Origin of the sequence: Pseudomonas sp. Root71, assembly GCF_001429045.1 — a bacterium.
In the GTDB taxonomy this organism is placed as follows: Bacteria; Pseudomonadota; Gammaproteobacteria; order Pseudomonadales; family Pseudomonadaceae; genus Aquipseudomonas; species Aquipseudomonas monachiensis.
The window spans coordinates 51,116-77,213 of sequence record NZ_LMHY01000025.1 but is presented as its reverse complement, the minus strand read 5'-3'; the positions used below and the strand labels follow the sequence as shown (position 1 = coordinate 77,213).

Genomic DNA, 26,098 nt, shown 5'->3' with positions numbered 1-26,098 from the left:
CCCTCAGTCATAACAACAAAAAAGGTACGCCATGGACACCTTCCAACCGGCCTTCAGCAGTTGGCTGAATGCACCTGCCCATCAGCAATGGCTCGCCACCGAAGGCTTGCGCCTGCTGGCCTTTGCCAAGGCTTCGAAACTGCCTGAAGGCTTCGGCAACCTCGATGAAAAAGGCCGTCTCCCAGCTGATGCGCAAGCCCACACCATGAACACCGCGCGCATGACCCATAGCTTTGCCATGGCCCATATTCAGGGCTTGCCGGGTTTTGCCGAGCTGGTGGATCACGGTGTTGCCGCCCTGCGCGGACCATTGCGGGATGCGCTGCATGGCGGCTGGTTCGCGACTGCCGAACACCGCGACGGCAATACCGGCAAGAATGCCTATCTGCACGCTTTCGTCGCGCTGGCCGCCAGTTCTGCGGTGGTCGCGCAGCGTCCCGGTGCGCAAGCCTTGCTCGATGACTCGATCGATATCATCGACACTTATTTCTGGTGCGAAGAAGAAGGCGCGATGCGCGAGTCTTTCAGGCGCGACTGGAGCGAAGAGGAGGCGTACCGGGGCGCCAACAGCAACATGCACGCCACCGAGGCCTTCCTCGCCCTGGCCGATGTCACCGATGACAACCGCTGGCTGAGCCGCGCCCAACGGATTGTCGAACGAGTGATCCATGGCCACGCCGCCGCCAACGATTACCTGGTGATCGAGCATTTCGACCGCGCCTGGCAGCCACTGCGGGACTACAACCACGACAATCCGGCCGACGGCTTCCGCCCTTACGGCACCACGCCTGGCCATGGTTTCGAGTGGGCGCGGCTGTTGCTGCACCTCGAAGCTTCGCGGGTGAGAGCGGGGATGCTCACGCCGGGCTGGCTGGTCACCGATGCGCAAAAACTGTTCGAGCACAATTGCCTCCACGGCTGGGATGTCGATGGCGCGCCGGGCATCGTCTACACCCTGGACTGGGACAACAAAGCGGTGGTCCGCCATCGCCTGCACTGGACCCATTGCGAAGCCAGCGCCGCCGCCAGTGCCTTGCTCAAGCGCACCGGCGATGAACAATACGAACACTGGTACCGACTGTTCTGGGAATTCTCTGACAGTCATTTCATCGACCGCGAAGGCGGCAGCTGGCATCACGAACTCGATCCGCTGAACCGCCCGAGTGCCGATATCTGGCCCGGCAAGCCTGACCTTTACCACGCCTGGCAAGCCGTGCTGATTCCGCGCCTGGCGTTGGCGCCAAGCATGGCTACGGCGCTGGCGCAGTTGTCCCAGAGCGGTTCTATGTAACCATGCGGTGACATTCGCGCATCCCTTCGTTACCTGCGAAGGGATATCCCCTGTTTAGAATCCTATGCAGCGCAAGCAACAGACTTGCATGCATAACAACAAGAAAGGTGCTCCTAGATGAATGCGATTTCTCGCCTCGCTACTGTCATTTCTCTCGCTTCCCTGTCTGCACTTCCCCTCAGTGTCCTGGCCGCCGAATCCAAAGGTTCCGTTGAAGTCGTTCACTGGTGGACTTCCGGTGGTGAAAAAGCAGCGGTCGATGTCCTGAAGGCTCAAGTCGAAAAAGACGGCTTCACCTGGAAGGACGGCGCAGTCGCCGGCGGTGGCGGTTCCACGGCCATGACCGTACTCAAGAGTCGCGCCGTAGCCGGCAACCCGCCGGGCGTTGCACAGATCAAGGGCCCGGACATCCAGGAGTGGGGCAGCACCGGCCTGCTCAGCACCGACGCGTTGAAAGAAGTATCCAAGTCCGAAAACTGGGATGGCCTGCTGTCGAAGAAAGTCTCCGACACCGTGAAGTACGAAGGTGACTACGTCGCCGTGCCGGTGAACATCCACCGCGTCAACTGGCTGTGGATCAACCCGCAGGTGTTCAAGAAAGCCGGGATCGAAAAAGCCCCGACCACCCTCGAAGAATTCTATGCCGCCGGCGACAAGCTCAAGGCCGCCGGCTTCATTGCGCTCGCCCACGGCGGTCAGCCTTGGCAGGACAGCACCGTGTTCGAAGACATCGTGCTCTCGGTCATGGGTGCTGACGGCTACAAGAAAGCCCTGGTGGACCTGGACCAGAAAACCCTGTCCGGCCCGGAGATGACCAAGTCGTTCGCCGAGCTGAAAAAGATCACCGGCTACATGGACCCGAACCGCGCCGGTCGTGACTGGAACATCGCCGCCGCCGACGTCATCAACGGCAAGGCCGGCATGCAGATGATGGGCGACTGGGCGAAAAGCGAGTGGACGGCGGCGAAGAAAGTCGCGGGCAAGGACTACCTGTGCGTAGCTTTCCCGGGCACTGAAAAAGCCTTCACCTACAACATCGACTCCCTGGCGGTGTTCAAGCTCAAGGCCGATCGCAAGGGCGACATCGCTGCCCAGCAAGACCTGGCCAAGGTCGCCTTGGGTACCGATTTCCAGAAAGTCTTCAGCATGAACAAGGGTTCGATCCCGGTGCGTAACGACATGCTGAACGAAATGGACAAGCTCGGCTTCGACGAGTGCGCCCAGAAGTCGGCCAAGGACTTCATCGCGGACGACAAGACCGGCGGCCTGCAACCGAGCATGGCGCACAACATGGCCACTTCCCTGGCGGTGCAAGGCGCGATCTTCGACGTGGTCACCAACTTCATGAACGACAAGGATGCTGACCCGGCCAAGGCCAGCGCCCAACTGGCCTCGGCTGTCAAAGCTGCCCAGTAATTCCCTGGCATCCCCCCTGTAGGAGCTGCCGCAGGCTGCGATCTTTTGATTTTGTTTTTTAAAATCAAGATCAAAAGATCGCAGCCTGCGGCAGCTCCTACAAGGGATCGCACTCCGATCCTTACATCTAAACCTGGATTATCCCGATGAGCTCTGTGGCGGTTTTCAGCAAAGCCTCACCGTTCGATGCGCTGCAACGCTGGCTACCCAAGTTGGTACTCGCGCCGAGCATGCTGATCGTGTTGGTTGGTTTCTACGGTTACATCATCTGGACGTTCATTCTGTCCTTCACCAACTCCAGCTTCATGCCGAGCTACAAGTGGGTCGGCCTGCAGCAATACATGCGCTTGATGGACAACGACCGCTGGTGGGTCGCGAGCAAGAACCTCGCGCTGTTCGGCGGCATGTTCATCGGCATCAGCCTGGTGCTGGGCGTGTTCCTCGCGGTGCTGCTGGACCAGCGCATTCGCAAGGAAGGCTTCATCCGCACCGTCTACCTGTACCCGATGGCGCTGTCGATGATCGTCACCGGTACCGCGTGGAAATGGCTGCTCAACCCAGGCCTGGGCCTGGACAAGATGCTGCGTGACTGGGGCTGGGAGGGCTTTCGTCTCGACTGGCTGGTGGATCAGGATCGCGTCGTTTACTGCCTGGTGATCGCCGCCGTGTGGCAAGCCTCCGGGTTTGTCATGGCGATGTTCCTTGCCGGTCTGCGCGGTGTCGATCAATCGATCATCCGTGCCGCGCAAGTCGACGGTGCGAGCCTGCCGACCATCTACCTGAAGATCGTCCTGCCGAGCCTGCGCCCGGTGTTCTTCAGTGCCTTCATGATCCTGGCGCACATCGCGATCAAGAGCTTCGACCTGGTCGCGGCGATGACCGCGGGCGGTCCGGGTTACTCCTCCGACCTGCCGGCAATGTTCATGTATTCCTTCACCTTCAGCCGTGGCCAGATGGGCATCGGTTCGGCCAGCGCCATGCTGATGCTCGGTGCCGTGCTGACCATCCTCGTGCCGTACCTGTACTCCGAGCTGCGAGGCAAACGCCATGACTAATCAACTCGGCAAACCAGCATTGAGCTTCAGCCGCATCGCGATCTACGCCACCCTGCTGTTGGCAGCGGCGGTGTACCTGATTCCGTTGGTGGTGATGCTGCTGACCAGTTTCAAATCCCCGGAAGACATCCGTACCGGCAATCTGTTGAGCTGGCCGACCGTGATCGACGGCATCGGCTGGATCAAGGCCTGGGACGTGGTCGGTGGCTACTTCTGGAACTCGGTGAAGATCACCGTGCCAGCGGTGCTGATTTCCACGTTTATTGGTGCGATGAATGGCTACGTGCTGTCGATGTGGCGCTTCCGTGGTTCACAGCTGTTCTTCGGCCTGCTGCTGTTCGGCTGCTTCCTGCCGTTCCAGACCGTGCTGCTGCCGGCCTCGTTCACCCTCGGCAAGTTCGGCCTGGCCAACACCACCACCGGCCTGGTGCTGGTGCACGTGGTCTACGGCCTGGCGTTCACCACGCTGTTCTTCCGCAACTACTACGTGAGCATTCCGGATGCGCTGGTCAAGGCCGCAAGGCTCGATGGCGCGGGCTTCTTCACGATCTTCCTGAAGATCCTGCTGCCGATGTCGATCCCGATCGTGATGGTCTGCCTGATCTGGCAGTTCACCCAGATCTGGAACGACTTCCTGTTCGGCGTGGTGTTCGCCAGTGGCGACGCCCAGCCAATTACCGTGGCCCTGAACAACCTGGTCAACACCAGCACCGGGGCCAAGGAATACAACGTTGATATGGCCGCCGCGATGATCGCCGGGCTGCCGACACTGCTGGTCTACATATTCGCTGGCAAGTATTTCCTGCGTGGGCTGACGTCCGGCGCGGTCAAGGGGTAGAAACATGGCAACTCTCGAATTACGCAACGTCAACAAGACCTACGGCCCCGGCTTGCCGGACACCCTGAAAAACATCGAACTGAAGATCGATGACGGTGAGTTCCTGATCCTGGTCGGCCCGTCGGGCTGCGGCAAGTCGACCTTGATGAACTGCATCGCCGGCCTGGAAACCATCAGCGGCGGCGCGATCCTGGTGGACGATGCCGATATCAGCGGCATGAGCCCCAAGGATCGCGACATTGCCATGGTGTTCCAGTCCTACGCGCTGTACCCGACCATGAGCGTGCGCGACAACATCGCCTTCGGCCTGAAGATCCGCAAAATGCCGATCGCCGAAATCGACGAAGAAGTCGCTCGGGTTTCCAAGCTGTTGCAGATCGAACACCTGCTCAGCCGCAAGCCCGGCCAGCTCTCCGGCGGCCAGCAACAGCGCGTGGCGATGGGCCGTGCCCTGGCGCGGCGGCCGAAGATCTATCTGTTCGACGAGCCGCTGTCCAACCTCGACGCCAAGCTGCGGGTCGAGATGCGCACCGAAATGAAACTGATGCACCAGCGCCTGAAAACTACCACGGTCTACGTGACCCACGACCAGATCGAAGCCATGACCCTGGGCGACAAAGTGGCGGTGATGAAAGACGGGATCATCCAGCAGTTCGGTACGCCGAAGGACATCTACAACAACCCGGCCAACCTGTTCGTGGCGAGCTTCATCGGTTCGCCGCCGATGAACTTCATCCCGCTGCGCCTGCAGCGCAAGGACGGTCGCCTGCTGGCGCTGCTCGACAGCGGCCAGGCCCGTTGCGAACTGCCGCTGGGCATGCAGGACGCCGGTCTTGAGGACCGCGAAGTGATCCTCGGCATGCGCCCTGAGCAGATCATCCTGGCCAACGGCGAAGCGAATGGCTTGCCGACCATTCGCGCCGAAGTCCAGGTCACCGAACCGACCGGGCCGGACACCCTGGTCTTCGTCAACCTCAACGACACCAAGGTTTGCTGCCGCCTGGCACCGGACGTGGCGCCAGCGGTGGGCGAGACCCTGACCCTGCAATTCGATCCGGCGAAAGTGCTGCTGTTCGATGCGAAAACGGGTGAGCGACTGGGGGTCGCCGGCGTAGCGAAAACCGAATCACACGCTGCCAACGTCGCACAGTTCAAAGGCCGCTGAAGATCAAGAAATGTGGGAGCGGGCTTGCTCGCGAAAGCGGTGGATCAGTCGACATCTGCGTTGAAGGGCACACCGCATTCGCGAGCAAGCCCGCTCCCACAGGGGAATCCGTGGTGCGCGGCCTGTCGCGCATCGCAACTGATGTAACCGCGTTAAAGAAGAAAAGTTAATAACAATAAAACGAGGAAGTAGGGATGAAGATGAAGAACAAGGCCCGGTTGATCTGCCAGGTTTCAGCAGCGGCAGCACTGGTTCTGGCCGGCAATGCGATGGCCGATGAAGCGTTCAGCTCAGACTCCAAATGGATGACGGGCGACTGGGGTGGCGAGCGTACCAAGCTGATCGAGCAGGGTATCGACATCAAGATGGACTACGTTGGTGAAGTCGGTGGCAACCTGCATGGCGGGTTCAACGATGACAAGACCGCGCGCTATGCCGACCAGTTTGGCCTGGGCGCGGCGCTGGACCTGGAAAAACTGTTCGGCTGGGATAACACCCAGGCCAAAATCCAGCTCACCAACCGTAACGGCGAAAACATCTCCAACGACCGTATTGGCGATCCACGTGCCGGCACCTTGAGTTCCTCCCAGGAAGTCTATGGTCGCGGCCACATGGTCCGTCTGACCCAGCTGTGGATTCAGCACCAGTTCTTCGACAACAAGCTGGACGTCAAGGCCGGTTACTTCGGTGAAGGTGAAGACTTCAACACCTTCCCGTGCGAATTCCAGAACCTGGCGTTCTGTGGATCCCAGGTCGGTAACTGGGCCACCAACATCTGGTACAACTGGCCGGTCAGCCAGGCGGCGATCCGCGTGAAGTACAACATCAACGACGAGCTCTACGCTCAGATTGGTGCGTACAACCAGAACCCGACGCAACTGGAACACGGTAACGGTTTCAAACTCAGCGGCAGTGGCACTGAGGGCACCGTGTTGCCGGTCGAACTGGTCTGGTCGCCGAAGATCAACAACCTGCCGGGCGAGTACCGTGTCGGTTACTACAAAAGCACAGCCCCGGCAGACGACGTTCTCGAAGACGACAACGGCCAGAACGCAGCGACCAGCGGCAACCCTTATCGCGTCCACGATAGCAAGCACGGCTACTGGTTCGTCGCGCAGCAGCAACTCACCAGCCACAATGGCGATGCTTCCCGTGGTCTGAACATCGCGGCCAACGCCACGTTCCACGACAAGGACACCAACTTCATCGACAACTACCAGTCGCTGATGTTCGTGTACAAGGGCCCGTTCGACGCGCGACCGAAGGATGACGTGGGCATCGGTTTCGCTCGTATCCATGTCAACGATGACGTGAAGAAAAACGCCGAGCTGACCAACGTGGCCAACGGTGTTTCGGAATACGACAATCCGCTGTTCTCGCCGATTCGTGAAACCGAATACAACTACGAGATCAACTACGGCTTCCACGTGACCAACTGGCTGACCGTACGTCCCAACCTGCAATACGTCACGCACCCGGGTGGTGTGGATGAAGTCGACAACGCGCTGGTGGCCGGCCTGAAAATTCAGTCGGTGTTCTAACGCGTCTGCGATAAGCTTCTCTCCATGTGCGCATATTTGCGGACAGCCATGGCTGTCCGCTTTTTTTTGCGGGCCGCGCACCCCGGTGACAGTTGATTTCAGGACCGTGGCACATGCTTGAGCATCCGCTACAACGCTTCTTCAAATCCTTGCGCGAACGTCCGGTGTTCGCGTGGGAGCGCTATCAGACGCGCGACGTGCTGGTGATCGACCATCCGCTGTGTCAGGCGGTGTTCAGCCGTCAGGGCGCGCAGTTGCTGCACTTCCAGCCCAAGGGCCAGAAACCCTGGCTGTGGTGCGCGGCAAAGTGGCCGCAGGTCGGCGCCATTCGTGGCGGCGTGCCGGTGTGTTGGCCCTGGTATGGCCGGCATCCGAGCGAGAACGCCTGGCCGTCCCATGGCTGGGCGCGGTTGCTCGACTGGAAGCTGCTCGACAGCAACAGTGACGACGATGGCGTGCGATTGCACTGGCAACTGAAGCTGTGCGACTGGCAGGTGGACCTGCACGCGCGCCTGGGTGAACGCATGGAATTGCGCCTGAGCACCGAGCATCAGGACGACATGCCGTGCCAGTTGAGCCAGGCTTTGCATGCTTACTGGCGTATTGGCGATGTCAGTGAGATAGCGCTGTCTGGGCTCGAGGGCGCGCAGGGTTACGACCAGTTGAGCCGGCAGGTTTGTCAGCAGGAAGGCGAATTGCGCGTGGACGGCGGATGCCAGCGGGTGTTCCAGCACGACGGCGAATTGCAGTTGAACGACCATGCCTGGGACCGGGCGTTGTGCATCGATACCGGGGATACGGCCGACACCGTGGTGTGGCATCCCGGTTCACGTCCGCTGCTCGGCGTGACCTGGAACGAGATATCCGAATTTGTCTGTGTGGAAGCGGCGAGTGGAGGCACCGACAGCCTGTGCCTGAAACCGGGGGAGCGGGCGCATTTGAGTTTGCAGGCGCGGGTGGGGGGGTGTAAAGAAGATCAAAAGATCGCAGCCTTCGGCAGCTCCTACACAAGCGCGTATACCTGTAGGAGCTGACGAGTGAAACGAGGCTGCGATCTTTTGCGCGAAGCGTCCTAATTAAACTCGTCACCCACCGGATACCGGCTCGCGTTCAAGCTCTCCTTGATCTTGCGCAAATGCGGCTGGAAATCCACCCCGCGACGCAAGGTCATGCCCGTGGCGAGTACGTCGAGCACGGTCAGCTGGATGATCCGCGACGTCATCGGCATGTAGATGTCGGTGTCTTCCGGCAGCGGGATATTCAGGCTCAGGGTACTGGCCTTGGCCAGTGGCGAGTTCTCGGCGGTCAGGCCAAGCACCGAGGCACCGTTTTCCCGGGCGATGCGCGCCACTTCCACCAGTTCGCGGGTGCGGCCGGTGTAGGAAATGATCACGAACAACTCGCCGGTATGGGCCACCGAGGCAATCATGCGCTGCATCAGCACATCCGCGTGGGCCGTGACGGCGAGGTTGAAACGGAAGAACTTGTGCTGCGCATCCAGTGCCACCGGGGCCGAGGCGCCGAGGCCGAAGAAGTGGATTTGCCGCGCCTGGATCAGCAGGTCGACGGCACGGCTGATCAGGTTCGGGTCCAGTGCCTGGCAGGCGCTGTCCAGGGAGGCGATGGCGCTGCCGAAGATCTTCTGGGTGTAGGCCTCCGGATTGTCATCGGCCTCCACCGCACGGCTGACATAGGCGGCGCCACTGGCCAGGCTCTGGGCCAGTTGCAGTTTGAGCTCGGGGTAGCCGCTGACGCCGAACGAACGGCAGAAACGGTTGACCGTCGGTTCGCTGACCGAAGCGGCCTGGGCGAGGGCGGCGATGCTGAAGCGGGTGGCCTGCTGCGGGTTGAGCAGGATCACCTCGGCGACTTTGCGTTCGGCCTTGTTCAGCTCTTCAAGGCGATTCTGGATTTGCTCCAGTAAATTTCGCACGCGGTCCATATAAGTTTCCTTGATTCACCGGCACCGATAAGCGCGCGGCTAATGCAAAAAGGGCCTTTGGTGAGGCCCGTAACGGTGGCCTATCCTACTGATGGCTCCGACCGACCACCACTCGGAATCTGTATTTTGCGAAAATGTTGTGGTTATTACTACATTTTCCCTTGAGTGATGCCTTGAAAAAAGGTATTTGTAGCTTAACTTGATAAAAGAACAAACATCATGCTCTCGATTACGGTTGAACCGTGCACCTTTGCCTTGTTCGGCGCTCTTGGCGATCTCGCCCTGCGCAAGCTGTTTCCTGCCCTCTATCAACTCGATGGTGCAGGCCTCTTGCACGAGGATACGCGGATCATCGCGCTGGCCCGTGAGCCGGGCAGCGAGCAGGAACACCTGGCGTTCATCACCTCCGAGCTGCGCCGCTATGTGGGCGCCAAAGAGCTGGACGAAGCCGTGGTCGAGCGTTTTCTGGCGCGCCTGAGCTACCTGCACGTCGACTTCCTCAATCCCGATGATTATGTGGCCCTGGCCGAATCCGCCGGCAGTTCGCAGCGGGTCATCGCCTACTTTGCGACCCCGGCCGCCGTGTACGGCGCAATTTGCGAGAACCTGGCCAAGGTCGGCCTGGCGGAAAACACCCGCGTGGTGTTGGAAAAACCCATCGGTTCGGACCTGGAATCCTCGCGCAAGGTCAACGACGCCGTGGCACAGTTCTTCCCGGAGAACCGCACCTATCGCATCGACCACTATCTGGGTAAAGAGACCGTCCAGAACCTGATCGCCTTGCGTTTCGCCAACAGTCTGTTCGAAACCCAGTGGAACCAGAACTACATCTCCCACGTGGAAATCACTGTGGCCGAGAAGGTCGGTATCGAAGGCCGCTGGGGTTACTTCGACAAGGCCGGCCAGCTGCGGGACATGATCCAGAACCACCTGCTGCAACTGCTCTGCCTGATCGCCATGGACCCGCCGGCCGACCTGTCCGCCGACAGCATCCGCGACGAGAAGGTCAAAGTGCTCAAGGCCCTGGCGCCGATCAGCCCGGAAGGCCTGACCACCCAGGTGGTGCGCGGCCAATACATCGCTGGCTACAGCGAAGGCAAAGCGGTGCCGGGGTACCTGGAAGAACCCAATTCCAACACCCAGAGCGACACCGAAACCTTTGTCGCCCTGCGTGCCGACATCCGCAACTGGCGCTGGGCCGGCGTGCCGTTTTACCTGCGTACCGGCAAGCGCATGCCGCAGAAGCTGTCGCAGATCGTCATCCATTTCAAGGAACCGTCGCACTACATCTTCGCTCCCGAGCAGCGCCTGCAAATCAGCAACAAGCTGATTATCCGCCTGCAGCCGGACGAAGGCATTTCCTTGCGTGTCATGACCAAAGACCAAGGCCTGGACAAGGGCATGCAGCTGCGCAGCGGTCCGTTGCAGCTGAATTTTTCCGACACCTGGAGCAGCGCACGGATTCCCGATGCCTACGAGCGGTTGTTGCTGGAAGTGATGCGTGGCAATCAGAACCTGTTTGTCCGTAAAGATGAAATCGAAGCCGCGTGGAAGTGGTGTGACCAGTTGATCGCCGGGTGGAAAAAATCCGGTGATGCGCCCAAGCCGTACGCGGCCGGGTCCTGGGGGCCGATGAGCTCCATTGCTCTGATCACGCGGGACGGGAGGTCGTGGTATGGCGATATCTGATTTGAAACTGCCCCAGGGCGTCAGCGCCCATGGGTTCAAGAGCCCGGTGCTGCTGGCTGAAAGCCTGGCACTGAACGTGGCGAAACAACTGAGCGATGCGATCGACGCCCAGGGCACTGCGACCCTGGTGGTGTCCGGTGGCCGCAGCCCGGTGGCGTTTTTCCTGCACCTGGCCAAGCAGACGCTGGACTGGTCGAACGTGGTGATCAGCCTGGCCGACGAGCGCTGGGTACCGGTGGAGCACGCCGACAGCAACGCCGGTCTGATCAAGCGTTACCTGTTGCAAGGCCCGGCGGCCAAGGCGCAGTTCCTGAGCCTGTACAGCGCCAGTGCCAACCTGGAACAGGCGGCCGAGCAGGCCGACCGCTTGCTGTCGGAGTTGCCGGTGATCGACGTGCTGATCCTCGGCATGGGCGATGACGGCCACACCGCGTCGCTGTTTCCCAACAGCCCGAACCTTGCCGAGGCATTGCAGGCCGATGGCGTTCGTCGCTGCTGGCCGATGCTGGCGCCGACCGTGCCGCATCAGCGCCTGACCATGAGCCGCGCGCTGCTGGCCTCGGCCAAGCACAAGGTTCTATCGATTTCCGGTCAGTCCAAGCTGACCACCCTGAGTACCGCACTGGCCGGTGATGATGTCGCCGCAATGCCGATTCGCGCGTTTCTGCAACCCACGTTAGAGATTTACTGGTGCCCATGAGCCAAGGAACAGCCGCTATGACAAACCCATCCCCGACCGTTTCCATGGCGGATAAAGTTGCCCTGATCGACAGCATCTGTGCGAAAGCGCGGATCCTGCCGGTGATCACCATCGCCCGCGAGCAAGACGTTCTGCCGCTGGCCGACGCCCTTGCGGCCGGTGGCCTGACAGCCCTGGAAGTGACCCTGCGTTCGCAATTGGGCCTCAAGGCCATCCAGATTCTGCGCGAGCAGCGTCCGGAGCTGGTGACCGGTGCCGGCACCGTGCTGGATCGCCATATGCTGGTGGCGGCGGAAGCGGCCGGCTCGCAATTCATCGTCACCCCAGGCATCACCCGTGACCTGCTGGAAGCCAGCGTCGCCAGCCCGATTCCACTGTTGCCAGGCATCAGCAATGCCTCGGGCATCATGGAAGGCTACGGCCTGGGTTATCGCCGCTTCAAGCTGTTCCCGGCGGAAGTCAGCGGCGGCGTCGCGGCCATCAAGGCTTTGGGCGGTCCGTTCGGCGAAGTGAAATTCTGCCCGACCGGCGGCGTCGGACCTGCCAACATCAAGAGCTACATGGCGTTGAAAAACGTCATGTGCGTGGGCGGTAGCTGGATGCTTGATCCGGAGTGGATCAAGAACGGCGACTGGGCCCGCATTCAGGAGTGCACCGCCGAGGCTTTGGCGCTGCTGGACTGATCGCTTCACCCTACACCTCGTTGTGTGTTCTACGGCTTTACGGTGCGCTTGGTCGGTGCACCGTTTTTTTTTGCCTGAAGAAAGTTGCCTGGATCGACTCATATCCCCACAGGGACAAGGACATCCAGCGATACATAGTTACCGCATAACGAAAATTGACCGGTGCTAGCCTGCGTTCATCTTATGGAAGAGAGAACGTCATGGACGCCAACACCTCAGTTGCACCCCCGGCACCGGTCTGCCTGCTGTCTCCCGAGCAGATTGCCGGCCCGTATTTCCGCAACCCCAAACTGATCCGCAGGAATATCAGCGAAGGCGCCGAAGGCGTTCCGTTGGTATTGCGGTTGACCATTGTCGATGCCATGACCGGTGAGCCGGTCCCCGATGCGTTGGTGGACATCTGGCACTGCAATGCCCGCGGTGCCTATTCGGGCTGGAGCAAGATCAACCCGGACGTCGAGGTCGATACCGGAGACATCGGCGCCGTGCCGCGCACCGATGACGATACCTACCTGCGCGGCGGGCAGTTCACCGACAAGTCGGGCATCGTGCGCTTCACCACGATCTATCCGGGTTTTTACGCCGGCCGCGCCTTGCACATTCACGTCGCCGTGCGCATCACGGCCGGCAACAACTATCTGCAAGAACGGCATGTCGCCTGGGTCGGGCAGCTTTACCTGCCTGAGGTGGCCTCGCGCTCGGTACTCGGCAGTCGCCCGTACAGCGGCCGAACGGTGCCGGTCCTGGCCAACGACCAGGACTTTATCTATACAACCATGGGCGGTGAAAAATCGACCTTGAGCGTGCACACCCTGGGGCGGGATTCGGCTGAAGACGGCTACTTCGGGCAGATGACCATCGGCATCGACACGTTCGCCGTGTCGACACAGATCAGGCCCGAGGACTTTGACAAATACACCGTCTGACGTCAGCCCAGTTCGGTCAGTGCCCTGGCCAGCACATCCATGTCAGATGCGGTGGTGGTAAGCCCCGGTGTAATGCGGATGCACGGACCGCATGCGGCGCCACTGCGGGCCACGGTGAACAGGTTGTATTCATTGAGCAGGCGCTCGACCATGAGTTGCTGGTCGGCATGCCGGGTAAAACGCATCGAAGTGATGCCGCAATACAGGCGCGGATCATCCGGTGTCAGGACTTCGACACCCGGCAACTGCCGCGCTGTCGCGACCCAGCGGTTGCGCAGATAGTTAAGCCGCGCGCCCTTGGCCGCGGCACCCCCCATCGCCCAATGTTCTTCAAGCACCAGCGGTAGAGTCATCAGCGCCGGGATATTGGGGGTGCTGTACGAGGTACGGGCGCGAATGTCAGTGGGCGGAAAATGCATCTCGCCCATGTCCGGATCGATGTCGGCCAGGCGTTCGAGGGCGATGTAGATAAAACCCAGGGTCAGCGGTGCGCCGATCCACTTGTGCAGATTGAAGCCGGCGAAGGCGATACCGAGCTCGGTCAGGTCGAATTCAAGCTGGCCGAGGGCATGGGCGCCGTCGAGGATGACGTCGATGCCATGCTCCTTCGCAGCCGCTGCAATCGCCTGCACCGGCATCACCAGGCCCGTGCGATGGGTGACGTGGGTCAGGGCCATCAGCTTGAGCCGCGGATACCGCGCGAAGGCTTGCCGATAGGTATCGAGCAGGCTGTCGAAGGTGGCCGGGTGTGCGTGTTCGATCTCGATCACTTCAACGCCGCGACTACGCGCCAGCCAGCGCATGGCGCCTTTGACCGTGTCGTATTCCAGATCGCAAATCAGTACCTGATCGCCGGGCTGCAGCCGGTTGTAGTTGCGGATCAGCGACTGCAAACCTTCCGAGGCGTTACGGGTCAGGGCGATGCTGTCGGCGGGGACGCCAATCAACCTGGCCAGTTGCGCACGGATCTTCAGGCTGTCGCCTTGTTCGAAACGCTGGCGCACGTACACCGAATTGCTGCGGTTGATCAGCTCGATGTTGCGCTGGTATTCCTCTACCACCGTGCGCGACATGCGTGCGAAGTAACCGTTCTCCAGGTTGAGCGGGCCGGGTTCGACATCGTAGCGGTCGGCAAAGGTTTGCCAGAAGGCTTCATCACGGGCGCGGCGGGTGTTGTCGGGCATGGGGGACTCGGTAGGTGTTCAGTGGCGCGGGGCAGGTTTGCCGTGTTTGGCGCGCAGCGGTTCGAGCAAGTCCGACAAACCGTTGTGGTCGATCTCCTGCATCAGGGCCAGCAGGCCACCCAGCTCGCCATGGGGAAAGCCTTCCCGGGCGAACCAGTTCAGGTAAGGGCCGGGCAGGTCGGCAATGATTCGACCCTTGTACTTGCCAAAGGGCATTTCGCGGGTGATCAGCAGTTCGAGCTTTTCAGGATTCATCAATCGGTCGTCTTGATTCAGTCAGTCTGGAAAATACAGGCATTCTGCATGCAGGCCAAATGACAGATCATGCAAATAAAACGGATACAGATTTTCTGATAATGGCTAACTGTTTGAAAAATAATGAATAAGTAAACAGTTCCAGACTGGCATGCAGGGTGCACGACTCATTGCATCTTTCATCAACCGCGAGGAACTGAAAATGACCGACATGAATAAAGAAGCGATTTCTGTACTCAACGACCTGATTGAAACCAGCAAGGACGGTCAGGCCGGGTTCAAGACTTGCGCTGAAGACATCAAGCACCCTGAACTCAAGAGCCTGTTCATCAAGCGTTCGGCCGATTGTGCGACAGCCGCCGCGGAATTGCAGTCTGCCGTACGCTCGATGGGTGGCGATCCGGAAACCTCCACCAGTGTCAGCGGTGACCTGCATCGTCGTTGGGTCGACGTGAAGTCGATGTTCACCGGCAAGGGCGAGGAGGCTGTACTCAATGAAGCCGAGCGCGGTGAAGACCATGCGCTGAAGGCTTACCGGGACGCCATGGAGAAAATCAACAAGCACAACCTGGTGGGCATTCGCGATCTGGTTGAGCGTCAGTACCACGGCGCGCAACGAAATCACGATCAGGTCAAGGCTCTGCGTAACCAGGCGCGTGCGCGTTCGTAATGCCTGGTTGAAACAACTGTAGGAGCGAGCTTGCTTGCGATAGCGCCAGTTCAGTCAACATCAATGTTGAATGTCAGGCCCTCATCGCGAGCAAGCTCGCTCCCACAGTGTTTGTTTTTGCCCCGTCAATCAGCCGATGCTGATGGCCGGCAGTTCCGTCAACGTCACGCTCTGTTGCTTGCGTGGCGCGAGGATCTCCGCCTCGCCATCGACCACCAGTTCATCTCGCTGGTTGAACACGCGAGTGGCAATGCGCACGCGAAACTTCGGCAGTTTTTCGAGGATCTCCAGGCGCACGGTCAGGGTGTCGCCGATCTTCACCGGCTTCTGAAAGCTCATTTGCTGGCCGATATAGATGGTCCCCGGCCCAGGCAATTCGCAGGCGACCGCAGCGCTGATCAACGCACCGCTGAACATGCCGTGGGCGATGCGCTCCTTGAACATGGTGCTGGCGGCGTAATCGGCATCCAGGTGTACCGGGTTGTGGTCGCCGGACATCGCAGCGAACAACTGGATATCGCGCTCTTCGACCGTCTTGCTGAAACTGGCGGTCTGGCCGACTTCGAGGGCTTCGTAAGGGGTGTTGGTAACCTGGGTCATCTGTCTCAATTCCTGTGACGAATTAAAAAATCCACAAAAAACTATTCGGACCGGTGCGGCCGAGGAGCGCTCAAGGCCTGTGCGATCCAGTTCAGCACATCGGCGATGATTTCATCGCGATTGCTCTCATTGAACAGTTCGTGCCGCGCCTGCGGGTAAACGGTCAGTTGCAGGTGCTGGCTGCCGGCCGCCCGCAACGCGTCGGCCAGATCCTTGAGACGTTTGCCTTCGCTCACCGGATCACATTCGCCGCCAATCACCAGCAACGGCAGGCCCGGGTCGATCTGCGCGAGATTGGACGCTTTGCTGATTTGCTGCAAGCCGCCGAGCAAATCGATCCACAGTTGATTGGTGCAGCGAAAGCCGCAGAGCGGGTCGTTGACGTACAGATCGACCTGCGCCGGATCACGGCTGAGCCAGTCGAACGGCGTGCGTGCCGGTTTGAATTTGTTGTTGAACGAGCCGAACGACAGCCATTCGATCAAGGCGCTGCGTCCTTTGCGGCCCTGGCGCAGGCGTTCGAGACGGGCGATCTGCCTTGCCGCACGATAAAGCGCCACAGGCTGGAAGTTCGAGCCGCTGAGGATTGCCCCGTGCAGGCTGGCACTGTGGTGCAGCAGATAGGCCTGGGCGATGTAACTGCCCATGCTGTGACCGAGCAGCACGATCGGGACGCCAGGGTGCTGCTGGCCGATGTGCTGGTTGAGGCTGGCCAGGTCGCTCACGACCTTGCACCAGCCATCGTCATCGGCGAAATGTCCGAGTGTCCCGTTTTCGGCAGTTTTGCCATGTCCCCGCAGGTCAGGGGCACACACGCCATAGCCCTGCTCACAGAGTTTTTCCGCCAGGGGACCATAGCGAGCGCTGTGTTCGGCCATGCCGTGGGCCAGCAGAATCATTGCCTTGAGGCTGCCGTCGGGGAGCCACTGGTTGACGAAGAGGCGGCTGTGGTCGCTCGTGGTCAGCCAGAAAGTGTCATGGATCATGGCGGTTCCTTTGCATGAGGCTGCTTGGTCTGAAACAGCTCGTTGCAGTTTATAGCGCATCCTTGGCCGGGCGTCTGATCAGCCTACGCCACGGCGAGTAGATTCATACGGTCAATGACGGCCGTGGGCATATTTGCCTGCTACGTCATAACTGCTAGTGTCCGTGAAGCTCCGCTTTTTGCATTTTTTTTGAAAAGTGACAGAGAAGTGGCCCCGGATAGATTCAGGTAAAGAGGACAACAACAATGCAACCTGATTTCTGGAATGACAAACGCCCGGCCGGCGTCCCCCTGGATATCGATCTGGGAGCCTACAAGTCGGTAATCGAGGTGTTCGAGCGTTCCTGCAAGAAGTTTGCTGACCGCCCTGCGTTCAGCAACATGGGCGTGACCCTGACCTACGCCGAGCTGGAACGCCAGAGCGCAGCCTTCGCCGGCTACCTGCAAGCCCACACAGACCTGGTACCGGGTGACCGCATTGCGGTGCAGATGCCCAACGTCCTGCATTACCCGATTGCCGTGTTCGGAGCCTTGCGCTCCGGATTGATCGTGGTCAACACCAACCCGCTGTACACCGCGCGGGAAATGCGTCATCAGTTCAAGGATTCAGGTGCCCGGGCGCTGGTGTACCTGAACATGTTCGGCCAGAAAGTCCAGGAAGTGCTGCCCGACACCGATATCCAGTTCCTGATCGAAGCGAAGATGGGCGACCTGATGCCCACCGCCAAGGGGTGGCTGGTCAACACGGTGGTGAGCAAGGTCAAGAAGATGGTCCCGGACTACTCCTTGCCCCAGGCCGTTTCCTTCAAGAGTGCGCTGCGCATGGGCCGTGGCCTGGGTATCAAGCCACTGAAGGTCGGCCTCGACGACATCGCCGTGCTGCAATACACCGGCGGCACCACGGGCCTGGCCAAGGGCGCGATGCTGACCCACGGCAACCTGGTGGCGAACATGCAACAGGCACGGGCCTGCCTCAGTCAGTCGGCCAGCGACGGGCAACCGCTGCTGCGCGAAGGCCAGGAGGTGATGATCGCGCCGCTGCCGCTGTACCACATCTATGCCTTCACAGCGAACTGCATGTGCATGATGGTGACCGGCAACCACAACGTGCTGATCACCAATCCGCGGGACATCGCCGGCTTCATCAAGGAACTGAAGAACTGGCGGTTCTCGGCGTTGCTGGGGCTGAACACTCTGTTCGTCGCGCTGATGGATCATCCGGACTTCAAGACCCTGGACTTCTCCAGCCTCAAGCTCACCAACTCCGGTGGCACTGCGCTGGTCAAGGCCACCGCCGAGCGTTGGGAGCAACTGACCGGTTGCCGCATCACCGAAGGTTACGGCCTGACCGAAACTTCCCCGGTGGCCTGCACCAACCCCTATGGCGACCAGTCGCGGATTGGCACGGTCGGCCTGCCAGTGCCGGGCACCACGCTGAAAGTCATCAATGATGACGGTGTCGAGCAACCTTTGGGCGAACGCGGCGAGTTGTGCATCAAGGGCCCGCAGATCATGAAGGGCTACTGGCAGAAACCCGATGCCACGGCCGAAGTGCTGGATGCCGAGGGCTGGTTCAAGTCCGGTGACATTGCGGTGATCGACCCGGACGGTTTCGTGCGCATCGTTGACCGCAAGAAGGACATGATCATTGTCTCGGGCTTCAACGTGTACCCGAACGAGATCGAAGACGTGGTGATGGCTCACCCGAATGTCGCCAACTGTGCGGTCATCGGTGTGCCCGACGAGCGGTCGGGGGAGGCGGTGAAGTTGTTCGTGGTGGCCCGTGAAGCAGGGGTCAGCCTTGAAGAGCTGAAGGCTTACTGCAAGGAAAACTTCACGGCGTACAAAGTCCCGAAGCACATCGTGCTGCGTGAGTCGCTGCCGATGACGCCGGTGGGCAAGATTTTGCGGCGGGAGTTGCGTGATATCGCGTAGCAGGTCGTAGAGACCGGCGCGGCTCCAAAAGATCGCAGCCTTCGGCAGCTCCTACAGGGAACGCATTTCTTTGTAGGAGCTGTCGAAGTCTGCGATCTTTTGCTTTGAGCCCCGGTTTTAGCGGGCTACAGGGCTTTATAGGTTTTTTGCTCTAAAATGACTGCTTGCAAGTCTTGAGTCACAATTGTGACCGTAGAGGCCGCTTTTGGCTCTAGTCGACCCTTGGCAAAGCTGCTACTCTCGGCGCGCTTTGTGACTTCTCGGCCTTCTATCAGCCAGATTCACCAATGACCAAACACCAATAATAATCGCATCAAATGCGGTGCTGAATTCGCGTTGCTGAGGAGTGGGCTTCCATGATCGAAGACTTTTGGAAGGATAAGTACCCAGCTGGGATTGCTTCCGACATCAATCCAGACGAGTATCCGAATATTCAGGCAGTGTTGAAGCAATCCTGCCAACGCTTCGCCAACAAGCCGGCATTCAGCAACCTGGGCAAGACACTCACCTACGGTGAACTGTACGAATTGTCCGGTGCGTTTGCCGCTTATCTGCAACAGCATACCGATTTGCAGCCTGGCGATCGAATCGCCGTGCAACTGCCCAACGTGTTGCAGTACCCGGTAGCCGTCTTCGGTGCAATCCGCGCCGGGCTGATCGTGGTCAACACCAACCCGCTCTACACCGCGCGGGAAATGGAACACCAATTCAACGACTCCGGTGCCAAGGCCCTGGTCTGCCTGGCCAACATGGCGCACCTGGCGGAAACCGTGGTGCCGAAAACCGGCGTCAAGCACGTGATCGTCACCGAAGTCGCCGACCTGTTGCCACCGCTCAAGCGTCTGCTGATCAACAGCGTCATCAAGTACGTGAAGAAGATGGTGCCGGCCTATCACTTGCCCAAGGCCGTCAAGTTCAACGACGTGCTCAGCAAAGGCATGGGCCAGCCAGTGGCGGAAGCCAGTCCGGCCAGTGGCGATGTCGCGGTACTGCAATACACCGGCGGCACTACCGGCGTGGCCAAGGGCGCGATGCTGACCCACCGCAACCTGGTGGCGAACATGCTGCAGTGCAAGGCGCTGATGGGCTCCAACCTCAATGAAGGTTGCGAGATCCTGATCACGCCACTGCCGCTGTACCACATCTATGCCTTCACCTTTCATTGCATGGCGATGATGCTGATCGGCAACCACAACATCCTGATCAGCAACCCGCGCGACCTGCCGGCGATGGTCAAGGAACTGTCAAAGTGGAAGTTCAGCGGCTTCGTCGGCCTGAACACGCTCTTCGTGGCCCTGTGCAACAACGAAGGCTTCCGCAAGCTGGATTTCTCCGCGCTGAAAGTCACCTTGTCGGGCGGTATGGCCCTGCAACTGGCCGCGGCCGAACGCTGGAAAGCGGTGACCGGTTGCGCTATCTGCGAAGGCTACGGCATGACCGAAACCAGCCCGGTGGCGACGGTGAACCCGATCCAGCACATCCAGATCGGCACCATTGGCATTCCAGTGCCGTCGACCCTGTGCAAAGTCATCAACGATGCCGGTGTCGAGCAGCCGCTGGGCGAAATCGGCGAGCTGTGCGTGAAGGGGCCGCAAGTCATGAAGGGTTACTGGCAGCGCCAGGAAGCCACGGATGAAATCCTCGACAGCGAAGGCTGGTTGAAGACCGGTGACATCGCCCTGATCCAGACCGATGGCTACATGCGCATTGTCGATCGCAAGAAAGACATGATCCTGGTGTCCGGCTTCAACGTGTACCCGAACGAACTCGAAGACGTGCTGGCGACACTGCCGGGCGTGCTGCAATGCGCGGCCATCGGTGTACCGGACGAGAAGTCGGGCGAGGCGATCAAGATTTTCATCGTCGCCAAGCCGGGCGTTACCCTGACCAAGGAACAGGTGATGGAGCATATGCGCGCCAACGTCACCGGCTACAAGGTCCCGCGCTCCGTGGAGTTCCGCGATGCACTGCCGACCACCAACGTCGGCAAGATCCTGCGTCGTGAATTGCGCGATGAAGAGCTGAAGAAGATCAACGCGAAGAAAGCCACCGCGTAATCAACAAAAAGCCCCGCAGATGCGGGGCTTTTTTTGGATGCCTGATAAGTCATTGGTGCCTGTCAGGCCGTCTTCGTCGGAACGCCGCCCAGAGCAAGCCCGCTCCCACATTCGACCGCATTCTTGCTGGAGGAACTCGGTTAAATGTGGGAGCGGGCTTGCTCGCGAAGCTTTTAGCTTTTTGGGTTACTGGCGAAACGGTGCAAAGTTGACGTTGGTGCCCGCCGGGCGCATGTCCTGCAGGAAGGAGTCCTTGTCGGCGCTCAGTTCCAGGCTCAATGCCGCCTTGCGCTTGCCTTCATTGCGCACCACCAGGCCTTCGAGCTTCTCGCGCAGGAACACCGTCGGCACTTTCAGGTGCAGCAGTTCGTCGGTGGCCGGCGTGTGCATCAGCAGGTGAATCCACTCGTACTGACCGATTGCAAGGCGCGTCACCGGGAGGTCGAACCACCAGATGTTGCGGTTACGGTTCAGTTCGGCGAAGTGGCAGTTGTTGACGCCAAGCACAGCACCGCCGAGTTCCTGGTTTCTGCGGGCAATGGCCTGCTTTTTATCGAGTTTCATAACGTTCCTACGGGATTGGATCTTCAGCGCCAAGGCCTGAATGTGTTGCGCATTCTCAGGGGTTGGCCCGCAAACATAAAGCGCAACCTGCATTGAACGATGAAATGTCGTGGTGAAATAAATGAAACTCCCCGCAAAAGCCCTCGGTCAACCTTGTGTAACGACTTTCCTGCATTGAAATGTCTTAAATGAAAAGAAGACGCGGCCATCTTCAGATGGCCGTTTTTGTGTCAGCCTGAACTTGCACGCTGAATTTGTTTCAAAGTCGCCAACTGGGCTACCTTGATGAAAGAAAACAGCCCCTGAGTCGCCACGACTTCAACCCCAATCCGTATGCGGCGAATGGAGACGCGAATGATTTTTCCGGACATGAGAGGCTTGCCCCTGCACCGTGTGATGATGCGCACGGTCACCGAGTTCATGGCCGACGAGATGTCGACCTATGCCTCGGCGCTGGCCTATCAAATGCTCTTTTCGCTGTTTCCGTTCATTCTGTTCCTGATCGCCCTGATCGGCTTCCTGCATCTGCCCGACTTTTTCTCCTGGCTGCGCCTGCAATCGGAACTCGTATTGCCGCCCCAGGCGCTGGAGCAGGTCAACCCGGTGATTGACCAGCTTCAGCAGTCCAAGGGGGGGCTGCTGTCGGTGGGTATCGTGATTGCGCTGTACACCGCCTCCGCCGGCGTGCGGCTGATGATGAGCGCGATGAACGCCGCCTACGACGTGGTTGAAGGGCGCCCGCTGTGGAAACGCTTTCCGTTGTCGATCATCTACACCGTCGGCATTGCCGGCATGCTGCTGATCGCCGCGGCACTGATGGTGCTCGGGCCACAGGTGATGAGCTGGATCGCTGCGCAGGTCGGCCTTGAGTACTTCATCGTCACCCTCTGGACCATCGCGCGCTGGCCGGTGATCGTGATCCTGCTGATGGTCGCGGTGGCGTTGATCTACTACGTCATGCCGGACGTCAAACAGGAATTCCGCTTCATCACCCCAGGCTCAGTGCTGGCGGTGGTGGTATGGATCATCGCGTCCCTGGGCTTCGGTTTGTACGTCAAGGAGTTCGCCAACTACAACGCCATGTATGGCAGTATCGGTGCGATCATCGTGCTGTTGCTGTACTTCTACATTTCCGCCGCAGTGCTGCTGCTGGGCGCGGAAATGAATGCCGTGATCGAGCACATGTCGCGAGAGGGCAAGGACCCTGGCGAAAAAGTGGCTGGCGAGCATGGTCCCGTCCATGAGGAAAAGCACCATGTATCGGGGTTGGGCCGCGATCACTCACACAAACCGACCATTGATGAAACCTGATCATGATTCGTGAAATTCTGAAAATGGGCGATGAGCGCCTGCTGCGCATTGCCCCGCCAGTACCGGTCGAAATGTTCGACAGCCCCGAGCTGTGGCAACTGATCGATGACATGTTCCAGACCATGGAAAGTGTGGGGGGCGTTGGCCTGGCGGCTCCGCAGATCGGCGTCGACCTGCAACTGGTGATCTTCGGCTTCGAGCACAGCGAGCGTTATCCGGATGCCGAAGCGGTGCCGCAGACGATCCTGATCAACCCGTTGATTACACCGCTGAGCCCGGGCCTGGAAGAGGGCTTCGAAGGCTGCCTGTCCGTGCCAGGCCTGCGTGGCGCGGTGCAGCGTTATCAGCAGATTCGCTACGAAGGCGTCGACCCCAAGGGTGAACCCATCGTGCGCTTTGCCTCGGGGTTTCATGCACGGGTGGTGCAGCATGAGTGTGATCACCTGATCGGCCGACTGTACCCGTCGCGCATTACCGACTTCAGCAAGTTTGGCTTCACCGAGGTGATGTTCCCGGACCTGGATCCCAGCGCGGACGATTAAATCGCCGCAAAACCCTGTGGGAGCGGGCTTGCTCGCGAAGAGGTCCGGTCAGTCAACATTGTTGGCGACTGATACACCGCCTTCGCGAGCAAGCCCGCTCCCACATTTTTGATCCCGGTTACTTCGGCGCCAACCCCATCGCAATCATCGGCTTGCTGCGTGCATAGCGGCTCAACCGTTCAACCATCGCGTATGGCATCGGCGGATCGAACGTAAACCCGCGTCGCTCATAAAACCCCCGCAAGTCCGGATGGCAGAACAGCCATACCGGCAGTTCGCACTCCTTCACCGCGGCCGCAATCAACCCGGCGGCAAGCCCTTGCTCGCGACAGGCCGGATCGACCAGCAATCCGGTCAGCCAATGCCCGCCGGACACCGGACGCAAACACAGCACGGCAACAATCCGGTCACGTCGGGCCACCCACAACTGCGCGTCGCGCACCGCTTTCATCGATGACTGGTGAGCGTGATAGAACTTGTTCATCAATGGCCATAACGGCTCGTCGAGCAGGGCGTATTGGGTGTCGGGCATGGTCTTTGGCTGTCGGTGTGCAAAGCGGGCGATTATAAAAGAACGCGCGCGCCGGGATAGGTGTATACCTGATCTCACATCCCCATGAGTGGAGTACGCATCATGTCCAAAGGTATGGATTCAAAGAAAGCGGCGAAAAAGAAACCAGCGAAAACCGCCATTGAAAAGCGCGCGGACAAGAAAGCCAAGAAGGTCGGCGTGTTCGGTCACTGATCCCGCATTGATTGATCGCTCCCATGCAACATGGGAGCGATCCTCCTGAAAATAATCTGCAAGATTTCCCAAGGTCATTGCACAGAAGGGGACTGGTCCCCGATCTGAGCAACGCCATGCCCCATTACTTTGATAGCGCCCACCAAGCAGAAATCGAAACCCTGCGCCGTCGCTTCACCGCCCGCACCGAATGGCCGACCTGGTTGCTGTTGATCAGTGTGTATGGCGTCTGGTTTGGCATCGTATTGAACAGCCATCGATTGGGTTTGTGGTGGAGCACGCTGTTGCTGATTCCATTGCTGGTGCTGTGGTTATCCGTGCAACACGAACTGCTGCACGGCCATCCCACGCGCTGGCCAACCCTTAACAAAATCCTGGGCTACGCGCCATTTGCCGTCTGGTATCCGTACACCTTGTACCGCGATAGCCATTTGCTGCATCACCGCGACGAGGACCTGACGATTCCCGGTCGAGATCCGGAAAGCCGTTACCTGAGCGCCGGGCAGTGGCAGGGTAGTTCACCGCTGGTGCGCAGCCTGTGCTGGCTGAACAAAACCGTGCTCGGCCGCTTTGCCCTGGGTGCACCGCTGGCCTTGCTGGCGCTGGCCCGGGAAGAGCTGCAACGCCTGAGAGCGGGCGAGCGACAGGCCTGGCTGATGTGGTTGAGTCACGGCTTGATGACCGGGTTGATGTTGCTGTTTATCGCAAGCTTCAGTGTATTGCCGGTTTGGCATTACCTGTTTTTGATCAGTGTGCCGGCGCTGTCGATCGCCATGATTCGTTCCTACTATGAACATCGGCCTCATGCCGCGCCGGAGCAACGCACGGTGCTCAATGAAGCGGCGTGGCCGTGGCGCTGGCTGTTCCTGAACCTCAATTTTCATCTGGTGCATCACGAGTTGCCGGGGTTGCCCTGGTACGACTTGCCCCACGCTTACCGGGCCCGCCGCGAGCAATGGCTGGCGCGCAGTGGTGGATTCCTGGTGCAGGGTTATGGGCAGTTGTGGCGTGAGCATGGAGTGAAGGCCATCGACAGCCCGAGGCATCCGTTTTACTGATTTTTTGAATCGCCACTGACCTACTGTGGGAGCGAGCTTGCTCGCGATAGCGGAGTGACAGATTGCATGGATGTTGACTGACACGACGCCATCGCGAGCAAGCCCGCTCCCACAGGGGATTTTCGTTGCATGGGACAATATCGATGACCCAACACATCGCCGAACTGCTGATGTACACCGCCCCCGAATCCATCCACCAGGCCAACGAACGCTGGCTGGCGCGAATCCTCGAGCACCTGGGCGACACCCGCGAGGATGCCGAAGGCCTGTCCCTGATGCAGATGTGGTTGTCACCGCACTTGCTGCTGACACAAACCTGCGGCTATCCGCTGATGACGGCATTGCGCGGCAAGGTCCGGGTACTGGGCCGCCCTCGTTATGAGTTGCCGGACAGCAGTGGCGGCAATCATTGCAGCCTGCTGTTGGGCCGCGTCGATGATCGGCGACAGATCCTGGCGGATTTTCGCCACAGTCGAGGGGTGATCAATGGCCTGGACTCCAACAGCGGCATGAACCTGCTGCGCCACCTGTTGGCGCCACTGCAACGTGACGGGCGTTTTTTTGCCCGGGTCGGAATCAGCGGTAGCCATCGCGAAAGCCTGCGCTGGCTACGCGAAGACCTTGCCGATCTGGCAGCCATCGACAGCGTTACCTTTGCCTATCTGGCACGCCATGCCGCAGAGGAAGTGGCTGGATTGCGGGTGATCGCCCGCAGTGCGTTCAGTCCCGCCTTACCGTTCATTACTGCCGCGACGGTCAGCGATGAACTGGCTGAAGAGCTGCTGAAGCTGATGAACCTGGCGTTGCGCGAACTGCCAGAGGTTGCCGAAACCCTCGGTTTGCCAGAGGTGCTGCCGGCCAACGAAAGCGACTATCAGGTTGTGCTCGACTATCAGCGTGAGGCTGAGACGTTGGGGTATGGGGATTTGCGATAGAGGCTTGTCAG

Annotated in this window: 25 protein-coding genes; 18 read left to right on the top strand and 7 right to left on the bottom strand. The window is 59.7% G+C overall.

Annotated features, from left to right (window positions below; translation table 11 throughout):
- The first annotated feature begins 31 nt into the window (after positions 1 to 31).
- The 7 genes from ASD95_RS16625 (at position 32) to ASD95_RS16595 (ending at position 8,340) form a co-directional block, all read left to right on the top strand.
- The gene (locus ASD95_RS16625; RefSeq protein ID WP_056725959.1) at positions 32 to 1,291 is read left to right on the top strand and encodes a D-mannose isomerase; all 1,260 of its coding nucleotides are present in this window, start codon (positions 32 to 34) and stop codon (positions 1,289 to 1,291) included.
- A 117-nt stretch (positions 1,292 to 1,408) separates the two neighbouring features.
- A complete protein-coding gene (locus tag ASD95_RS16620) occupies positions 1,409 to 2,707 on the top strand; it encodes an ABC transporter substrate-binding protein (protein WP_056725956.1) in 1,299 nt (432 codons plus the stop codon).
- Between the two features lie 146 nt (positions 2,708 to 2,853).
- On the top strand, positions 2,854 to 3,762 hold the full coding sequence (locus tag ASD95_RS16615; protein WP_008032969.1) for a carbohydrate ABC transporter permease: 909 nt from the start codon (positions 2,854 to 2,856) through the stop codon (positions 3,760 to 3,762).
- A complete protein-coding gene (locus tag ASD95_RS16610; protein ID WP_007995997.1) occupies positions 3,755 to 4,600 on the top strand; it encodes a carbohydrate ABC transporter permease in 846 nt (281 codons plus the stop codon). The genes ASD95_RS16615 and ASD95_RS16610 overlap by 8 nt, the downstream gene beginning before the upstream one ends.
- A 4-nt stretch (positions 4,601 to 4,604) precedes the next feature.
- A complete protein-coding gene (locus ASD95_RS16605) occupies positions 4,605 to 5,765 on the top strand; it encodes an ABC transporter ATP-binding protein (RefSeq protein ID WP_056725954.1) in 1,161 nt (386 codons plus the stop codon).
- A gap of 194 nt (positions 5,766 to 5,959) precedes the next feature.
- Positions 5,960 to 7,306, top strand: a complete 1,347-nt coding sequence (locus ASD95_RS16600; protein ID WP_056725952.1) for a carbohydrate porin — start codon at positions 5,960 to 5,962, stop codon at positions 7,304 to 7,306.
- A gap of 113 nt (positions 7,307 to 7,419) precedes the next feature.
- Entirely contained in the window at positions 7,420 to 8,340 is a 921-nt protein-coding gene (locus ASD95_RS16595) for a D-hexose-6-phosphate mutarotase (protein ID WP_223541251.1), read from the top strand.
- 38 nt (positions 8,341 to 8,378) lie between these two features.
- Here the strand turns inward: ASD95_RS16595 and ASD95_RS16590 are convergent, their stop codons facing one another.
- Positions 8,379 to 9,239 (bottom strand): MurR/RpiR family transcriptional regulator, encoded by an 861-nt coding sequence (locus ASD95_RS16590; RefSeq protein ID WP_170948639.1) that lies wholly within the window; start codon positions 9,237 to 9,239, stop codon positions 8,379 to 8,381.
- 228 nt (positions 9,240 to 9,467) lie between these two features.
- Between ASD95_RS16590 and zwf the strand changes: the two genes are divergently transcribed.
- The 4 genes from zwf to ASD95_RS16570 all read left to right on the top strand — a co-directional run bounded on the left by zwf (position 9,468) and on the right by ASD95_RS16570 (position 13,246).
- Positions 9,468 to 10,937: a glucose-6-phosphate dehydrogenase gene (gene zwf / locus ASD95_RS16585; RefSeq protein ID WP_056725950.1), complete on the top strand. Its 1,470-nt coding sequence runs from the start codon at positions 9,468 to 9,470 to the stop codon at positions 10,935 to 10,937.
- On the top strand, positions 10,924 to 11,637 hold the full coding sequence (gene pgl / locus ASD95_RS16580) for a 6-phosphogluconolactonase (RefSeq protein ID WP_056725949.1): 714 nt from the start codon (positions 10,924 to 10,926) through the stop codon (positions 11,635 to 11,637). The genes zwf and pgl overlap by 14 nt, the downstream gene beginning before the upstream one ends.
- 17 nt (positions 11,638 to 11,654) lie before the next feature.
- Complete coding sequence (locus ASD95_RS16575) at positions 11,655 to 12,320, top strand: bifunctional 4-hydroxy-2-oxoglutarate aldolase/2-dehydro-3-deoxy-phosphogluconate aldolase (RefSeq protein ID WP_056725947.1); 666 nt, start codon at positions 11,655 to 11,657, stop codon at positions 12,318 to 12,320.
- A gap of 200 nt (positions 12,321 to 12,520) precedes the next feature.
- Positions 12,521 to 13,246: an intradiol ring-cleavage dioxygenase gene (locus ASD95_RS16570; protein WP_056725946.1), complete on the top strand. Its 726-nt coding sequence runs from the start codon at positions 12,521 to 12,523 to the stop codon at positions 13,244 to 13,246.
- A 2-nt stretch (positions 13,247 to 13,248) separates the two neighbouring features.
- On the opposite strand, the gene ASD95_RS16565 is transcribed toward ASD95_RS16570, so the two are convergent.
- Together ASD95_RS16565 and ASD95_RS16560 are read right to left on the bottom strand one after the other, a co-directional pair.
- Complete coding sequence (locus ASD95_RS16565) at positions 13,249 to 14,430, bottom strand: aminotransferase class V-fold PLP-dependent enzyme (RefSeq protein WP_056725944.1); 1,182 nt, start codon at positions 14,428 to 14,430, stop codon at positions 13,249 to 13,251.
- A gap of 18 nt (positions 14,431 to 14,448) precedes the next feature.
- Positions 14,449 to 14,685: a DUF3820 family protein gene (locus tag ASD95_RS16560; protein WP_003227425.1), complete on the bottom strand. Its 237-nt coding sequence runs from the start codon at positions 14,683 to 14,685 to the stop codon at positions 14,449 to 14,451.
- Positions 14,686 to 14,887: 202 nt separating this feature from the next.
- On the opposite strand from ASD95_RS16560, the gene ASD95_RS16555 reads away from it, so the two are divergent.
- On the top strand, positions 14,888 to 15,355 hold the full coding sequence (locus ASD95_RS16555) for a ferritin-like domain-containing protein (protein ID WP_056726325.1): 468 nt from the start codon (positions 14,888 to 14,890) through the stop codon (positions 15,353 to 15,355).
- A 129-nt stretch (positions 15,356 to 15,484) separates the two neighbouring features.
- Here ASD95_RS16555 and ASD95_RS16550 read toward each other — a convergent pair whose 3' ends face one another.
- Positions 15,485 to 15,955, bottom strand: a complete 471-nt coding sequence (locus tag ASD95_RS16550) for a MaoC family dehydratase (RefSeq protein WP_056725943.1) — start codon at positions 15,953 to 15,955, stop codon at positions 15,485 to 15,487.
- 41 nt (positions 15,956 to 15,996) lie between these two features.
- Positions 15,997 to 16,941 (bottom strand): alpha/beta hydrolase, encoded by a 945-nt coding sequence (locus ASD95_RS16545; protein ID WP_056725941.1) that lies wholly within the window; start codon positions 16,939 to 16,941, stop codon positions 15,997 to 15,999.
- A 245-nt stretch (positions 16,942 to 17,186) separates the two neighbouring features.
- Between ASD95_RS16545 and fadD2 the strand changes: the two genes are divergently transcribed.
- Positions 17,187 to 18,875: a long-chain-fatty-acid--CoA ligase FadD2 gene (fadD2, locus tag ASD95_RS16540; RefSeq protein ID WP_056725939.1), complete on the top strand. Its 1,689-nt coding sequence runs from the start codon at positions 17,187 to 17,189 to the stop codon at positions 18,873 to 18,875.
- Between the two features lie 356 nt (positions 18,876 to 19,231).
- Complete coding sequence (gene fadD1, locus ASD95_RS16535; protein ID WP_056725937.1) at positions 19,232 to 20,932, top strand: long-chain-fatty-acid--CoA ligase FadD1; 1,701 nt, start codon at positions 19,232 to 19,234, stop codon at positions 20,930 to 20,932.
- A gap of 186 nt (positions 20,933 to 21,118) precedes the next feature.
- Here the strand turns inward: fadD1 and ASD95_RS16530 are convergent, their stop codons facing one another.
- The gene (locus tag ASD95_RS16530; protein WP_008054262.1) at positions 21,119 to 21,496 is read right to left on the bottom strand and encodes a hypothetical protein; all 378 of its coding nucleotides are present in this window, start codon (positions 21,494 to 21,496) and stop codon (positions 21,119 to 21,121) included.
- 354 nt (positions 21,497 to 21,850) lie between these two features.
- Here ASD95_RS16530 and ASD95_RS16525 point away from each other — a divergent pair, with 354 nt between their 5' ends.
- A complete protein-coding gene (locus ASD95_RS16525; RefSeq protein ID WP_056725935.1) occupies positions 21,851 to 22,807 on the top strand; it encodes a YihY/virulence factor BrkB family protein in 957 nt (318 codons plus the stop codon).
- A gap of 2 nt (positions 22,808 to 22,809) precedes the next feature.
- A complete protein-coding gene (gene def, locus ASD95_RS16520) occupies positions 22,810 to 23,349 on the top strand; it encodes a peptide deformylase (protein WP_056725933.1) in 540 nt (179 codons plus the stop codon).
- Positions 23,350 to 23,467: 118 nt separating this feature from the next.
- Here the strand turns inward: def and ASD95_RS16515 are convergent, their stop codons facing one another.
- A complete protein-coding gene (locus ASD95_RS16515; protein ID WP_056725932.1) occupies positions 23,468 to 23,881 on the bottom strand; it encodes a GNAT family N-acetyltransferase in 414 nt (137 codons plus the stop codon).
- A gap of 329 nt (positions 23,882 to 24,210) precedes the next feature.
- On the opposite strand from ASD95_RS16515, the gene ASD95_RS16510 reads away from it, so the two are divergent.
- Both ASD95_RS16510 and ASD95_RS16505 read left to right on the top strand, forming a co-directional pair.
- Positions 24,211 to 25,152: a fatty acid desaturase gene (locus ASD95_RS16510; RefSeq protein WP_056725930.1), complete on the top strand. Its 942-nt coding sequence runs from the start codon at positions 24,211 to 24,213 to the stop codon at positions 25,150 to 25,152.
- Between the two features lie 143 nt (positions 25,153 to 25,295).
- Complete coding sequence (locus tag ASD95_RS16505) at positions 25,296 to 26,087, top strand: phosphate/phosphite/phosphonate ABC transporter substrate-binding protein (protein ID WP_056725928.1); 792 nt, start codon at positions 25,296 to 25,298, stop codon at positions 26,085 to 26,087.
- Positions 26,088 to 26,098 lie beyond the last annotated feature (11 nt).